Origin of the sequence: Mesorhizobium amorphae (genome assembly GCF_014843845.1) — a bacterium.
GTDB classification, from domain to species: Bacteria; Pseudomonadota; Alphaproteobacteria; order Rhizobiales; family Rhizobiaceae; genus Mesorhizobium; species Mesorhizobium amorphae_A.
In genome coordinates, this window is sequence record NZ_JHQS01000061.1 from 207,270 (window position 1) to 222,985 (window position 15,716).

Sequence of the window (15,716 nt, forward strand, 5' to 3'; positions counted from 1 at the left end):
TTTGACGCAATCTGCCCCAGCGAAATGAGCAATACTATGCCAGGCTATACTACTGGAGCGCAATTGCGTTGCGAAGACTCGTTAGACGCATTGCAATTCGCTTGTCTGGCGGCGCACATGCTGCCTCGCACCCGGCTGGATACTACGACCATCAGCCTTCCTTACCGGCGGGAACGAGCAAGCCGATCGTTTTCATGATCCCCCGGATCTGGTTGGAAAGCTTTCGCGATCTTGTCGAGCGCGGCGGTCATCCGGTGTCACCGTCAACGCCCGCGTCAGTACAACCCTTCTGTAAGCCGGGTCAGGCTTGTTCATAAGGCGGAATAGCGGGAACCAGATGATCCTCACCCGAGTGGTGAAGAAATGCGCGAACGGAAATGCCCCGGCGCATCGACCTCAGCTTTAAGCCGTCGGGCATGAGCGCTTGCCATTCAAGCCTGTCTTCAAGTTTTTTGCCTGCCTCCAATTCGCCCCGATCTTGAGAGAGCAGTGCTGCCATCCGATGCCGTCATCCGTTTTTGACATTCGCCGACTCTTGCCGAAGAAAACGAAAGCTCGGTGATCCAGGACAATGCTACCGGAGGCGTTGTGGTACCGATGTTCAATGCCGAGCAAACCATCGAGGCTCGTGACGGTACTTTTCGTCCTAAACGTTTGAAGATAAAAGAGTATCCCTGCCACGGGCGACCGCCAAGCCGCGCCGTGACCGGCAGGTGTCGCAGCTTTTCTACTCCGTTGTGCCGGCTTTTTTTCTGCGCCGATTGGTGTGCGACTGCGCGACGGCCATTTTTAACGCGGGTGTGATCTGCAACGGCGCATTCTCTGCCCCATGTGGGTTCTGTAGCCCCTCAACATGCACAGTCGGGAACGGCAGTTCGATGCCCTGCTCCTTGAAGACTTGGCGGATGCGTACATAGAATTTGCGTTTCATACCAAAGGCGCCTCCTGGTCGGGTTGTGGCCTTGAGTCTCAATACGATGCCGTACTCGCCGAACTCCTGTACGCCCTGCATCTTGATCGGCTCGAGCACCCAGTGTTTGAATTCGGGATCTTCCGCCAGTTCGAGGCCGATTCGCTTGATCAGCCTGCGAGCGAAGTCGATATCGGTGTCATAGCCAACGGTGATGTTGAATTTATCGATAACCCAGTCACGGCTCTGGTTCTGGACTGCCCCGAGTTCGCCGAACGGTACGGTGAAGAGCGGTCCACGATGGTGGCGCAGCTTGACCGAGCGCAGCGAAAAGCTCTCCACCGTACCCTTGTAGCTGCCCGATGTAATGTATTCGCCGACACGAAACGCATCATCGAGTAGATAAAATACGCCTGAGATCACGTCCTTGACGATGGTCTGTGCGCCAAAACCCACGGCGACGCCAACGACGCCGGCGCCGGCGATCAGCGGGCCGATCTGGATACCCACTGAAGCGAGCATCATCAGCACCGCCATCACGACGATCACTGCAAGCAGAATGTTCTGGATGATCGGCAAGAGCGTGCGCAGCCGCGCCTGCTGAGGATCGAGGGTCGGGACGTCCTCCTCGCTGATGACCGCGTGCGGCATTTCGATGCCCAGCTTTCGTTCGATCAAGGCTTTGATGATCGACCAGCCGAAATCGGCGGCAAGCGCAATGACCATGACATTGATCAAGCCGCGCAAAATGAGCGTGGTGGTCGTATCGCTGTCGCGCATGGACTGCATGTCCAGACCCCAGACACGCGCGAGAAGGTAAGCCGCCGCCAGGATCAAAATCATCCGGATTCCACGATCGATGACAGCGATCGTCACTGCCGGGATCGTAGGCCGGCCAGCATCCTCCGAACCCGGCCGCAGGACGAAATTAACCCCGCGCTGCGTCAGCACGATTGCCAAAGGCAGGACGAATGCGGCGAAGGTAAACCAGAACCATGTATACAGGCCGGCGATGCGCTGTAGGAACAGAACGACGAAATAAGCAGTCAACAACCATGTCGCTGCCGTGTGACCGTGCCCACCGTCCCGCCATGTTCTTGGCCGGCGCCAAACGGCAAGCAGCAGGAGCAGCAGCAGCACGAAATCGGCGCCCACCGACAGGACCATCATTCCGTCCCGATCGATGCCGAGACCCGGCAAAAGGATGAACGCGGCGGCGATGAATGCGAAGACGCCGACGATCCGAGGTATCCAATAGGACCAATGGTCAGCCGTTTCGTTGGTGACCGGCAAAGCACGAACCTCGACGGCGTTCTCGACGTGCATGAAGGAAGGGACGAGCAGGGCTGCGACGTACGTGCGCACACCCCATGTCGCGACTGCAGCCATCAGAAATGTCAGCACAATCTCGCGGATGAGCATTGGCCAATCGAACAACATGAACGCGCCGGCGCTGCCCAGCGCGAACGAGACGATCAGCAGGCTGGAATAAAGCGTGCGGCCGCCAATCTTCTTGGCTCGCCCGATGGGCGTATCCTTCGGTTGCGCGATGATCCAAAGACGAAATGGGCGGGTCAACTTGTACGTTGCCCAAGTGAGCGCCAGGCCGGCGGCGATGAACATCGCAATCAGCACAAGTACACCGACAGGCCCCTTGCTTGACATATCCGCCATGGTCTCTGCCCGAACGCGCGCGAACTGGCCTGGCAGCAAGGGCAAGGTTCGCACGATTCTTTCGATATGATGCTTGATCCGATCGAGCGTCGAGGATGCCATCGTATTCATCTGGCCTGGTGCGACCACGGCGTCGGACGATGCGGCGGCCGGCGAAGCTCCTGCCTCGGCAGGCGCTTCCGTTGACCCGGCGCCCTGATTTCGTTGTTCGGCCACCCAGGCCTTCACCGACGGATCGTCGAGAAGCTCGAATAGCTGTTTGACCCTTTCAGGCGGGACCGTCGCCGGCGCCTGCGCCTGTGCCGGACCAGCCAACAACAGGGCGATCCCAAAGACGATCGGACTGGCAACTAGGACAAACTTCGCAGTCAGATATCCGGGATGTCGTGCCGGGCGCGCCAGTTTCCTGGCTCCCAATCGTCCAATCATGCGTGGCATCGTGCTGTAACCTTCCACTCAAATCGGCAAGCAACGACGTCTATGTCGGTCGTTGCTCCTACCTTGAAGAAGCCAATGTTGTGGTGCAAGGCTTCATCGTTCCAAGCGAGGCCGTTGCGCCGGGTACTTGGCGGTGTTTATTTAGCCGCCGGGGGCAGGGCATTTCGACCTCGGCCTAGGCCTCCGGCCGCTCTATGGACTGGGTATCCGTGATGCTGGGCGTGGAACACCCGGCACCAGGATCCCAGGCTCGTAGTGCGAATGGGTCAACGCTCATATGATCAATCACCTGTTCCGGCGTAACGCGGTTGCAGTTGTGCACGGGATACTTCAGGCGCGGGTAAAGACGGCGTGGCGCATAATCCCTTGGTTTCAATCGTGGTTCCTGCGCACAACGCCGAGGTAACGCTGGCGCGCGCACTCGATTGCCTTCTCGATCAGGAAATAGTGGATTGGGAGGCGATCATCGTCGACGACGCCTCCACGGACCGCACCCCCGCGATCATCGCCGGTTATGTGGAGCGCGACGCCCGATTTCGGACGTTGAGCTCTTGCGCGTATAGCGCCGCCGGCGCGCGCAATAGCGGGATTTCGACAGCGCGCGGCCACTGGCTCATGTTTCTGGATGCGGACGATTGGGTCGATGCCAGCTTCCTTGCGAAAATGCTGGCCGCACTGAAAACCGCTCCCGATGCAGCGGCCGCCTATTGCGGCTCTCGGCGCGTGATGCCCAACGGCGAACTCACCCCGTCGACCATCTCAACCGAGGTTGCGATCCAGCCCTTCGAAACATTCGCCCGCCGGTGCGCCATCCGCACTCACGCGCTGCTCGTCGACCGGGAGACAATTGTCGAGTTGGGCGGTTTCGATGTATCGCTGCGCACCTGCGAAGACTGGGATCTGTGGCAGCGCCTCGCACGTCTAGGCAAGAATTGGGTGATGGTCGACGAGCCGCTCGCCTTCTATCGGGCCAGCCCCAACTCGCTCACCCGTAATTCGACGCAGATGCTGGCAGATGCGGAAATCGTGATCGCCCGCGGCTTTTCTCCTGATCCCAGGGTCAAACACCCGGCATTGGCACACGCCAATGGAGCTATCGAGGCGAACGGCCGCACCGCTTCCGAAGCACTCGCGTGGTTCGCGTTGTGGAACGCCGCGTCGGATTGCGGCAGCGGCTCGCGCTCGATCGACCCGCAGTCCCTGCGCGCGCTCCCGGCAGGACGCAAGTGGGCGCGTGAGATCGCCAAGGTAGCCGTCGATGGCCTTATGGTAGGGAGCCTATCGGCGCCGGCGCAATTGGCTGCCAGGTGGGACAGGTTCAGCGGCTCCCTCACCGAGTTGATCATCGAACTCGGCAACGTCTGGGACAACTCCGTCGCGGCTCGCCGCGTCCAGTATCACCTTGAGCAAATGCTTCTTGAGGCCGACGATCTTGCCGCGCCGCGCAGGCTGGCGCGGACACTTGGAATTCGCGTCGACGCTCGCACTCCGACCTCGATCGAACTCCCGGAAGGCATCGATCAAATTTATGCCTATCTGATGATGGATGGCCAGATCGAGGCTGTCGTGCAGTTCGGCGCACTCGGGACAGTGACAAGGCGTCATTGGATTGAAATGATCCAGAATGTCGTGCCCGCTGAGCGGCCTGTACGCCGGTCTGGTCGGGACAGCCACTTCGGCAAGCTCGCGCGATTGGCCGCGGAAGCGCGGGACCTGGTTCGGTCGAGCGCCGAGCCTATGGAACGTCCTCCGGCGTCGCGCCCTGCAAGGGCCGCGGATGGGCATGACAAGGATCGCACCTCGTTCTGGAATCGCTATTTCGCGACCGAGGATCCCTGGAACTACAGTTCGTCCTATGAGCAGGAAAAATACGAGCGGCAACTCGAAATTCTGCCTGCCGGTCCCATCGGACGGGCGCTTGAGCTGGCCTGCGCGGAGGGCCACTTCACGCGGCAGCTGGCGCCGCGAGTGGGCCGTTTGATCGCAACCGACATCTCCGCCATAGCCATCGGGCGGGCGGAAGCGCGATGCAGCGACCAGCCGAATGTCGAGTTCGGCGTACTGGATTTCTCCGCGGATACGCTGCCGGGTGAGATGGATCTGATCTTCTGTTCGGAAGTGTTCTACTACCTGGACGATCTCGCCGAGTTGCGGCGCATCGCCAAAAAAGTCGTTGAGGCGTTGGCGCCTCGCGGCAGCTTCATCAGCGCACACGCATTCGTGCTGCGTGACAATCCTGAGAGGACGGGCTTCGACTGGAACACATTCGGTGCGCAAGCGATCTCGGAGACGCTGGCAGCGACCGACGGCCTCGTCCTCGAGCAATCGATCCAGACGGAGCTCTATCGCATAGACCGCTTCTGCCGCCTGTCACCAGGCGAGGTGGCGACGGAACCGATGATTGATCATGTGCCAATCCGCGCGCGCATCGAAATGGGGGTCGCGCGAAAAGTCGTATGGGGTGGGGCACGGGCCTTGCGCCGCGACGTCGCACGCAGCGAGCGGCGGCAGCATATCCCGGTCCTCATGTATCACAGCGTCGCCGATCAAGGTCCGGCCGCGCTCGCCCGTTTTCGGTGCGCGCCCGCCCTATTCGGCAGCCAGATGGCATGGCTGCGCGCCAATGGCTTTCACGCGATTGCGTCCGAGCAGCTGGAACGGTTCATCGCCAACGGTGAGCCTTTCGCTGGCCGCCCAGTGCTCATCACCTTCGATGACGGCTTCCAGAACTTTGCCGACCATGCCTGGCCGATCTTGCGCGCCAACGACCTGACCGCGGAAGTGTTCCTGGTGACGGACTTGGTGGGTAAAAGTGCGCAGTGGGACGCCGACAGCGGTCCGCCGACGCCGCTTATGGACGCCGGGACGGTGCGACGCCTCGCCGGCGAAGGTGCGTTCTTCGGCAGCCATATGGCGACGCATCGCGCAATCGATGGTCTGTCGACCTCTGACCTGGCCGCCGAGCTCCTGCGCTCTCGCATGTTCGTCGAACGGTGGACCGGCCGGCCAACCATGGCGTTCGCAGCACCCTTCTCCGTCACCGACCGACGGCTTGGCCGGCTTGCCAAGGAGTGCGGCTATCGGATCGGCTTCGGCGGCAGACACGGGCCGGCGGACCTCGATGGCGATCCCATCGACCTTCCGCGCATCGAGATTCGCGGGGATCGCTCGCTCGATGACTTTGTTGCCATTGTCGAGGCCGTGCTCGAAGAGCGGTGAACTTGTCAGTGTCTCGACCAGACTGCCGCGATCACCGGATGTCACGCGGAGATCGACACGCGCCGTGCGACTGATCGAGCGGGCAAACGCCGATGTGGCCGCCGCCCGCAATGCGGGTGTTGGCGAGCGGCGCGATCCAACCTAATCGCGTTCGTCGATGCCGACGATCTCTGGGCGCCGATCAAGATCGAGCATCCGCTGGTTCCGCTTTTTGTTCGGTGTCCCGCCCGTTTACCCCGTTCCCAAGTCTATTGGGCGACTTGGGACACGGCTGACATCAGCTCCTGCGGGTTTGGCGCCCCAAACATGTATCGCCCACCCTCTGGAACCTCAGTGAAGCTCCAGCGGACGATCCCCTGCCGGTCCAGCAGGAACTGACCGACCAGTTGTCCGTGTCCCGTTGCCATCATCTGCTCGTCGGCTTCGGTAAGTTCGTAATGGTCCTTCTTGTCGAGGATTTCGCCGGCCGAGATAGGATCCATAGGACCGGGCAACTCGCTTGGTATGTCGACCAGCATATCCTTTACCGCTGCCATCGAGACCTTGTACGGCCAGTTCGTCTCGTTTTGGGTGAATTCGAGATTGGGCAGTCCAAAAGCACGATGTGAAGCGCGTTCAGGGTCGGAGGCCGCAAGCAGATTCGGCATCGGGTGGTAGCGGAAATAGAGACGCGCCCGTTCGATCGGCGTGTTGACGACAGTCAGGCTCTCCACGCCCTTTTCGCGCAGCTCCGGATCAAGTCGCGCCTGGGCTGCGATATGGCGCCGGCAAAACGCACAATGCAGACCTCGAAACAGGCCGACCAGCACCGGTTTTTGTCCGCGAAAGTCGTCAAGCGCGATCTTGCCTTCCTGGGTAATGGCGTCGAGTACCAAGTTTGGCGCACGGTCACCCGGTTGAAGCGGTACCAAGTCACTACGCTCGGACATTTCCAACCTCCAGCCCGGCTAGTCGAGAAAAGGCAGCACCACAAGCGCTTCCGGGTCGAGCCCGTGCTGGGCGCATATATCCTGCGCCAGGGAAAAGTAGCGTTCGGCCTCGGCCAGATTGTCGAGGTCGAGATTAAGCGTTGCAAGACCATCATAGCACGGAAACAGCAGTTGGGGCTCGCCCGTTTCGCGGGCCACGTCCAGTGCTTCGTGGAACAAACCAACCGCCAGTTCCGGACGGCCGTTGCACTGGTGGATCTGCCCAAGCACGATCAACGGCACCGGCAGGTGCTCGCGCTGGTCGAGCGCCCGGTCGATCTCGATCGCCTTCTCGGCAGCAGGCACGCCCTCCGTTGGACAGCGATCCGTGAAAGTACAACAAGCGACCGCCAGATTGGCGAGGAGGCGCGCCTGGAATCCCAGATCACCAATGTGGCGTGCCACTTCAAGACCGCGCCGACAGACCTCCATCGCCTGTGTCGGATCGATGGTCGTGTAAAGCACGCCGAGATTGGTGTAGCCGCGGCAGGCCGCGCCCAGCAGACCGGCGGCTTCGGCCAATTCAATGCTACGCTCAACCTGAAGCACGGCTTCACGGTTTCGCCCAAGGCGAGCCAGCGCAACAGCCTTGGTGTTGAGTGCCTCGGCGGTCACAAGAGTGGCATCACGTCCTACCTCGGAGACATGCTCCGTTGTCAGAGAGCGTACGCAATCCAGCGCTGCGTCTGCCCATTTTGCCGCGAGAGCGTGATCTCCGCTACGGAACGCCTGTCGGCCACGTTCTTGCCAGAGATTCGCCTGCTCGATCGGGGCATCCGCTCCATCGAGGAGCGCTGTCGCTTCAGCATAGCGGGATTCTGCCTTGTCCCGCTTGCCGACGTCCCAGAGCAGCCGACCGATCTTCCGCAGAACTCGCGCCGACGCGACACGATTGGCTGACTCGCGGTATGCCTGCAACACTGTCTCGTAGTGGTGGTGCGCGATCTCGCGGCGGCCTAGCGGGCCGCTCAGATCGGCAATGCGCTCTGCAATTGCCAGTTTGAGCGGTGTTTGCCCGATCGCGCCCAGCGCTGTCAGTGCTCGCTCGTAGAAACGAAGGGCGTCGTCGTTGGCGTATATCATGCGAGCGCGATCGCCCGCCGCCTGCAGGTAATGCGCGCCCCTCTCCCGCTCGGCGCTCTGTGCGAAATGATGACCGAGCACGGTCAAATCCTCGAGCCGTTCCGGCTTGTCGCCACACAGTTGCTCCAAGGCAGCACCGACCCGCCCGTGGATGTCGGTCCGGCGTTGCAGGAGCAGATTCTGGTAGATCACGTCCTGCAGCAATGTTTGCGTAAAGCGGTAGGTTTGCGACGAGACCGCGCCTGATCCGGCAACTTCCTCGATGATTTCCGCATCGCAAAGCAGTTCGCAGCCGGCTTCCAGTCGGGCGGGGTCGGCTGTCACGGTTTTCAGAAGTGTGGCATCGAAGCGCGGGCCGATTACCGCGGCTTCCTGGGCCAACCGGCGCACCTCTTGGGGCAGCCGGTCGACCCGAGCAAGCAACATTGCCTGGATAGTGGCGGGAATGCCGGTTGCGACTTCGCCTGCCACAGTCCGCCATCGCTGGCCCTCGCGCATCAGTACACCACGATCGATAAGGCCGCGAACGATCTCCTCTACAAAAAGGGGGTTGCCGCCCGCGCGCTCGAGGATCTGGTCGAGAAGCCCGCCTGCGGAGTTTACCCAGCTCTCGCCGAAAAACGCCGCCAGCAGGCTGCGTCCATCATCACTGTTGAGCGGTGAAAGCCTAAGCGCTGTGTGACTGACCCGACTTGAGTCGAGCTGATCGTTGTCCGGCGCCGGACGATGCGTGACCAGCAACATCAACCGCGTGCGTTCCAACCTGTCCATCACGAAACGTAGTGCCTCGAGCGACACGGCGTCGGCCCAGTGCAGGTCTTCGACGACAATCAACAGCGGCGACAATGCAAGCCGCCGTTCGATGATTGTGCGGACTGCGTAGAGAATTTGCCGCCGCAGCTGCTCGGGCTCGACATGCTGCAAGGTGGCCTCGGGGTCGCCAAGGCCAAGCACATGGTAGAGCAAAGGCATCAGCCGCTTCGCCTCCTCGCCCTGCAGGCCGAGATCGTTAAGCAAGCCTGCGAGCTTCTCCCGCATTTCGTCCCCATTGTCGTTTTGCATCATCCCGGCAGCGCTGCGCACCACTGCGCCCAAGGCGCCGAATGATTGTTCGCCCAGCGGTGAGCACGTGGCCCGCCGCACGGCGACGCTGCGAAAACGATCCTCGTCGCCGACGCGGGCGACAAACTCCTTCACCAGCCGCGATTTCCCGATACCGGCTTCTCCGACGAGGCGGACAAGTTGGGCTGAGCCGCCGCACGCCTGGTCAAGGCTCGCCAGCATTCTATTGAGCTCCGCATCACGACCTATCATCGGCGCGCTGAGGCCGAGTGCCTCGAGCCCGCGCGCTGCACGCGGCGCCGCAAGCGGTGCATCCAGCCGATGGACGAGCACACTGCCAGCCTTGCCGCGAAGCACGACATCACCCAGTGACTCGTAAGCGAAGGCATGCCGGGTCAGCCTGTGAGTGAGCTCGCCGACCAGCACCTCACCCGGTGCGGCCAGCGATTGCAGGCGTTGCGCCGTATTCACTGTGTCGCCGGTCACCGAATAGGATTTGGCGGTGCCGATGCCCAATCCGCCAGTAACGACCGGACCAGTGTTTATGCCGATGTGGAGCAACAGAGGCGTGCCGGAGTGGGGGGCGCTTTCGCCGAGCCGCGCCGTCCGGGCGATCATGTCGAGGGCGGCGCGAAGCGCACGTTCCGGATCGTCCTCGTGCGCGACCGGCGCACCGAACAAAGCGAGCAGTGCATCGCCGATGAATTTGTCGACGAAACCACCAAAGTTTCGCACGGCCGCCGTCAATTCCTTGAACAGTTCGTTCTGCAGCGCTTGCATCACCTCGGGGTCGAGTTGCTCGCTGAGTGTCGTGAAGCCGCAAAGGTCGGCGAACAGAACCGTTACCGTCCGGCGATCGGCGTCAGAGACGGGATGCAGCCCATCTTCGCTTTCGATGTTCGCAAGCAGCGACGGAGTTCGAGAAGGCGGCACAATGGTCCGGCTTGGTGTCGGAGCAGGCCGTTCGACGGCTTTTGCGGGCGCACCGACGCTTGTCCCACATTTCGGACAGAATTCGAAATCAGGTGCGCAGGAGTAGCCGCAGCTGGCGCATGGCACGGGCTGGCGCCTGCCACACCTCGGACAGAAAGCGAAACCGCCCTCAACCTCGAAACCGCAGCCCAAGCAGTCCATCGAACAAGACCTCACCAGGGGCCGTGACGGCGTGATCTCGCTACGCACCTCACGGCCGGGTATTCACACAAGGATGAACCGATAGCCGTCGACCAGCAAGCGGCAGCGCAAATGGGTAAGGAAGCGGCCGGACCAGACGCCAGAGGCTCACCGATAGATCGCCGTCGCTTGCGGTTGCGCACCAGAAAATCGACCTGAAACAAGGCCTGATGCGAGGCTCAGGTCGCCTTGATCTCTGCCTAGCCGATCTTGCGCCATCGGGCGTTTTCGCGAACCAGTTTCAGGTCGTCGGTCGTCTCGGCAAATGTCCGCAAACGGTATTGCCGGAGCAGGTCCGGGAAGAGCGCCCCTTCCGGCAGGCCGGCAAGCTGCTCGCGGACCGAGATCTTTTCATCGATGACACGGGCGCCCCAGGCATTTTCCCTTACCTGCAGCTCCGCAGCCAGATCGCGCTCTTCCGGCGTGTTTTCATCTAGCACAGCCAGCAGGATCGAGTGGAAAAGCGCTACATAACCAATCTGTCTCAGGCCGCCCACAACCCGCACACGCGGCAATATGGCAAGGACGAGGAACATCAGGAACAAGTTCGGCAGCAGCACGCCGTCCAACAGTGCCTGCTTGAGATGCGGCCCCTCGAACGGGATGGAAAGACCATGCGGTCTGTCAGGCTCGATCAACTGCCCGTTCTCGAGGACGAGCTTGCGCACGCGCTCCTCGCGGATGCCCCAGAAATGGGCCGTGGCGTTGGGCAGGAATCTGCCAAATGGGCTCGATGCGGCCTCTTGCAAGGCACGTTCGAGACGCTCGCGCTTTGCTGGCTCAAGGAGCAGCCTGGAAAGAAGGCTGCCGTCATATTCCAGATGCCGCGCCACGGCAGAAGCGGCGAGCCGATCATCGATGAAAACCGGCAGGGCCATGCCGGAGCGATCCCAATCGGCGACCAGATCCTCGTTGAGGGCTGTCAGCGCATCGGCGGCGGTTCCAAACATTTTGTCCTGGCTGGCAAGCAGTATGCCCAGCCAGCGGCTGGCATCCGTTTCGTCGCCCACCGCTTCGAGCGCGCGCTTGTTTAGGGTGACGGGACCGGCCGCGCAGGCGCTTTTTCGGCACAGTTTGTGGCGCCCCATGCCAAACAGATTGACCTTATCGTCGCCGACATCGAGCCATCCCGGCCCCTCCCGGCCAATTGTCTCCATGGTCATTGTCGTTCCCATGAAGCAGATGAAGGCCGACAGCCCGTTTTCGACCGCGCCGAGCCAGGCAAGCAGGAGGGCATCGAAGGTGATCCGGTCCATCAGAAGCAGGCAATGCAGGCCGGACTGAATCACCGGTCTGTGCTCGAATTCTTCGAGGGCCTTGTCGATCTCTTCAGGTTGCATGATCACACCAAGGCGCTGATGCAGGACCTTGCGCAGGATCGAGCGGGCAGCGATCGCCGGGCCTGATGCAGGCCTTGCCACCGGCCGCCACAGATGGCGGGCGTAATCGGAAACCGGTGCGTTCCAGTTCTGCTCGATGTCACGCACGACTTCCGGGCAGAGCAGCGACAGCGCAGCCAGAATTTCCACCGGAGGCCTAGGGGTTGGGTCAAAGACGGCGGTCATCAGAACCGCAGCCGCGCCATGCTCAGGAGGTCGTGGTACTGCCCGTCGGTAAAACCGGCCTTCACATGCCGGCCTTCGACCTCGAAGCCGTGGCTTGTGTAGAGACGGACGGCCGGTTCGTTGTCGGCATAGACGGTCAATTCGACCCGCTTCAGGGCGCGCCAGTTGTCGGCCACGTCAAGCAGCGCGGCAAGTATGGCAGAGCCGACACCCCTGCCGACAAAGGCATCGTCAAGGCCGATATTGATCTCGCCGATATGCGAACGGCGTGGCGAACCCTGCACGACCAGGTTGCCATGGCCGACGACCTTGCCGTCCAGCTCGGCAACGATCCAGGTGGTTTCCTGGCCGGATTTGGCGATGCGCCGCTCCACCTGCTCCACCATCTCGAAGGGCATCCTGAGCGTGCCCCACCGGAAGCCCGGCATATTGAAGATTGCGCAAAGCGCCTCCGCATCGCTCGGCCGGACGGCCCGGAGCTGCGGCTGGATTTTCTCGGAGGATGGCGAGGTCGTGCTGGTCATGGCGTTCCCGGCGAAGGCAATCGGTCCGGCACGATGCACCGGACGTCACCTGAAAATCCAGCCGTCTCTGCACCCTATGCCGGTTGCGAGCTAAAATACCGGGAGGCGGCGTAGAGTTTGAAGGCACCGCTGATGCCGATCCAGCCGAAAAGCGCGAGCCAGCACAATGTCCCGGTCGCCGTCCAGTCGATCCGGTGCACCGCCGCGTCGGTGATGACGAGGCCAAGGATGGCAAGCAGGCCAACCAGAAACTGCGCCAGGCCAAGCACCAGCAGTTCCTCACGCGGCGCGTTTCTCCAGACGAGATATGTACCACCTGCACCGGCGAGGAAAATGGCGCTGTAGACCTGAGCGTGAAAGGCATCGATCGGCCATGGCCAGAAGCCACCGAATGTCAGGGGAAACAGCAACAGGCCGACGCCGTAGAGCCCGAGGATCGCCGATTCCACCGGCATGTAGGCGCGCCATGCGGGGTTTAAGGTCACGCCTTTTGCTGAAGGACGGACCCTGGCCCGCCACAGGAACAGCCCGGATACCGCGACCGAAGCAAGATAGACCAAAAACCACAGCCAGGGCGCTTTGCGCTCGAAGTTGAAATAGCCGAGATTGACGAACGAAGCCACCGACACGATGACGGTGAAGATGAAGGCCATAACCAGCACGAGCCTGCCGGGCGACCAGCGATTCCAGACCAGCAGCGCGGCCATCACGGCCATTTCGGCGGTGTAGAAGCCGCCGAGGAAGCGGGCATTGAACGGCGTGACGGCCCAAGGCCAGCGCGGTTTGACCAGCGCAGGGGCGAAAAACAGGCCGGCGCCGACGATCAGGACGATGATGACCGCCACCGAGAAAAGGCGCAGGGCCGCGGGAAATGGCGGGTTGCTGGATGTCGGCACGGGAGAAAGCCCCAAAGACGAATGCCCCATGGACCCATCATAGTGCCGCTTGCGGCTGGTGAAAATCCGCCGAATGGAAATTGAACTGTCACCAGGCTTATCCATTCGAATGGCCGTACGGTCCGTTTCGAAGTAAGATGAAGCACTCGGACCAGACAGGTCCGGTCAACACGCCTCGGGGGCATTTTCCGGAGCCTGCACGATGAACGAAGCTCAGGATCTGTTCTCGCTTCTGCGGCAATCGACCGATGTCGATCCACAGGCAATCGACGCGATCAAGAGAACCATCGCGGAGGGCAAGGACCGCGAACTTTGCCGCATCAATGCGCCAGCCTTCGCCAGCAAGCATGGCCTCGACGAGGAGCGCGCCATAAGCGCCTTTCTCCATGCTGCGCGGGTGGGCATCTTCGACATTTCCTGGAATGTTCTATGCCCCGGCTGTGGCGGCGTGCTCGACACCAACGCCACGCTGAAAACCCTGCAGAAGGACGAATACACCTGCGCGCTGTGCTCCGAGGGCTATCCGCCGACCCTCGACGAGATGGTCGAGGTGACATTCACCGTCAGTCCCCGCGTGCGCAGGATTGCCGCCCACAATCCACACGAACTGCCGTTGAAGGAATATTTCCGCCAAATCTACTGGGCGTCCGGCGTCGATCTGCCGGAAGAGGATTTCGCGAAAAAGATGGAAGCGTTCTCGCTGGAGGATATCGAGCTTGCGCCCGGTGAAAAGGCGGTTCTGCAGATACAGCTTCCGTCCGAATTCATCATCGTCTTCGAGCCGGTCACGCATTCAGCGCAGTTCATCGACGGCAAGGGCGAACCAACAAAGGAGCGCCGAAGCCTCTCTCTGGTCTTCGACCGCGACCATGTCCAGAACCAGACGCTGGAGATGCAACCCGGCCCGTTGCGCATTTCGCTGGAAAACAGGACCGACACCCGCGTGCTGCCGACGGTCTTCATCGCCGGCCAGGCATTGCATGATTTCCTGGGCAAACGCCGGCCGTTCCTGACCGCCAAGCGCCTGCTCACTAACCAGACGTTCCGCGATCTCTATCGCACGGATACGCTCGACATCAACCAGCGGCTGAAGATCACCAGCCTAACCTTCCTGTTCACCGACCTGCGCGGATCGACCGCGCTTTACGAGCGGGTAGGCGATCTTTCAGCCTTCGATCTCGTGCGCGAGCATTTCCAGGTTCTGCACGAGATCGTCGCGGCGGAGGCAGGCGCGGTGGTGAAGACGATCGGTGATGCGGTGATGGCGACCTTCGCGACGCCTGATCGTGCGATTGCTGCGGCCCTCAGGATGCGCGATGCCATGCGTGCGCTCAATGACAAAAGCGGGCGCGAGGATCTGCTGCTCAAGATCGGAGTCCATGCCGGCCCCTGCATCGCCGTGTCCATGAACGAGCGACAGGACTATTTCGGCCAGACGGTCAACATTGCTTCGCGGGTCCAGAACCTTGCCAACGCACAGGCGATCTTCGCCACTCGTGCGGTGGTCGACGACAATCTCACCGCCGATCTGTTGCATAGGAACGCGCTGACGCCCGTGCCCCACGAGGTCTCGCTGCGCGGCATAGAGCGGGAGATAGCAGTCTATACGATCCCCTGACGATTTGGCCCGTGAAGATTGCGGTCGTCTCGGCCGCTCACACGCGCCTGGAGATAAAATAACGATCGGCAGGCACCGAAGGCGGCGGCGTGAGGCGTTGCAACAGCGGGTGATCGAGCGGCGTGCCGCTGACCGCGATGCCGCCGACGCGAAGCAGGCGCGCGATCAGATCGGGAAGCCAGGTAGAGGTCACTGCATCGCGATCTTCATAGCCGGTGCCGATGTCGGCATGAACAAGGACGGCGTCGATGCCAATGAACCTCTCCGCCGTCTCGCGTATTTCGCCGAGCACGAGGTTCTCAGCTTCGGGAATTGAGCTGGTGTGTGCGCCAAGTGCGCGGTCGAACACCACGATCCGGCGTCCGGGCAGGCGCTCGCGCAGATGGTGAAAGGTCCGGCCATTGCCGAGGCCGAGCTCGAGCACGGGGCCCTCGATCTTCGCCACCTCGGCGCAGACTTGATCGAGAATGTCGCGCTGTGCGGTCATCCTGCTGATGAAATTCTCGAGGCGAGTCATATGCGTTTGTGTGTCCTGAACCAGCTCAAGAGATCGGCAATGCTCGCGACCAGAACGGTTCACGGGTGA

10 protein-coding genes are annotated in these 15,716 nt (G+C 61.5%); 2 read left to right on the top strand and 8 right to left on the bottom strand.

Annotated features, from left to right (window positions below; genetic code table 11):
- Positions 1 to 301: 301 nt before the first annotated feature.
- A complete protein-coding gene (locus DH08_RS27515) occupies positions 302 to 499 on the bottom strand; it encodes a hypothetical protein (protein ID WP_192182370.1) in 198 nt (65 codons plus the stop codon).
- A gap of 228 nt (positions 500 to 727) precedes the next feature.
- Positions 728 to 3,022: a mechanosensitive ion channel family protein gene (locus DH08_RS27520; protein WP_246801015.1), complete on the bottom strand. Its 2,295-nt coding sequence runs from the start codon at positions 3,020 to 3,022 to the stop codon at positions 728 to 730.
- A gap of 351 nt (positions 3,023 to 3,373) precedes the next feature.
- Between DH08_RS27520 and DH08_RS27525 the strand changes: the two genes are divergently transcribed.
- The gene (locus DH08_RS27525) at positions 3,374 to 6,241 is read left to right on the top strand and encodes a glycosyltransferase (protein WP_192182372.1); all 2,868 of its coding nucleotides are present in this window, start codon (positions 3,374 to 3,376) and stop codon (positions 6,239 to 6,241) included.
- Between the two features lie 248 nt (positions 6,242 to 6,489).
- On the opposite strand, the gene DH08_RS27530 is transcribed toward DH08_RS27525, so the two are convergent.
- The 5 genes from DH08_RS27530 to DH08_RS27550 form a co-directional block, all read right to left on the bottom strand.
- Entirely contained in the window at positions 6,490 to 7,170 is a 681-nt protein-coding gene (locus tag DH08_RS27530; protein WP_192182374.1) for a peroxiredoxin-like family protein, read from the bottom strand.
- Between the two features lie 18 nt (positions 7,171 to 7,188).
- A complete protein-coding gene (locus tag DH08_RS27535; RefSeq protein ID WP_192182376.1) occupies positions 7,189 to 10,488 on the bottom strand; it encodes an adenylate/guanylate cyclase domain-containing protein in 3,300 nt (1,099 codons plus the stop codon).
- Positions 10,489 to 10,727: 239 nt separating this feature from the next.
- Positions 10,728 to 12,092 (bottom strand): hypothetical protein, encoded by a 1,365-nt coding sequence (locus DH08_RS27540; protein ID WP_192182378.1) that lies wholly within the window; start codon positions 12,090 to 12,092, stop codon positions 10,728 to 10,730.
- A complete protein-coding gene (locus DH08_RS27545) occupies positions 12,092 to 12,616 on the bottom strand; it encodes a GNAT family N-acetyltransferase (protein ID WP_192182380.1) in 525 nt (174 codons plus the stop codon). Before DH08_RS27545 ends, DH08_RS27540 begins: the two co-directional genes overlap by 1 nt.
- Positions 12,617 to 12,690: 74 nt before the next feature.
- Complete coding sequence (locus DH08_RS27550) at positions 12,691 to 13,512, bottom strand: hypothetical protein (RefSeq protein WP_192182383.1); 822 nt, start codon at positions 13,510 to 13,512, stop codon at positions 12,691 to 12,693.
- Between the two features lie 202 nt (positions 13,513 to 13,714).
- Here DH08_RS27550 and DH08_RS27555 point away from each other — a divergent pair, with 202 nt between their 5' ends.
- Entirely contained in the window at positions 13,715 to 15,130 is a 1,416-nt protein-coding gene (locus tag DH08_RS27555; RefSeq protein WP_192182385.1) for an adenylate/guanylate cyclase domain-containing protein, read from the top strand.
- A gap of 37 nt (positions 15,131 to 15,167) precedes the next feature.
- Here DH08_RS27555 and DH08_RS27560 read toward each other — a convergent pair whose 3' ends face one another.
- On the bottom strand, positions 15,168 to 15,647 hold the full coding sequence (locus tag DH08_RS27560; RefSeq protein WP_192182582.1) for a class I SAM-dependent methyltransferase: 480 nt from the start codon (positions 15,645 to 15,647) through the stop codon (positions 15,168 to 15,170).
- Positions 15,648 to 15,716: the final 69 nt, after the last annotated feature.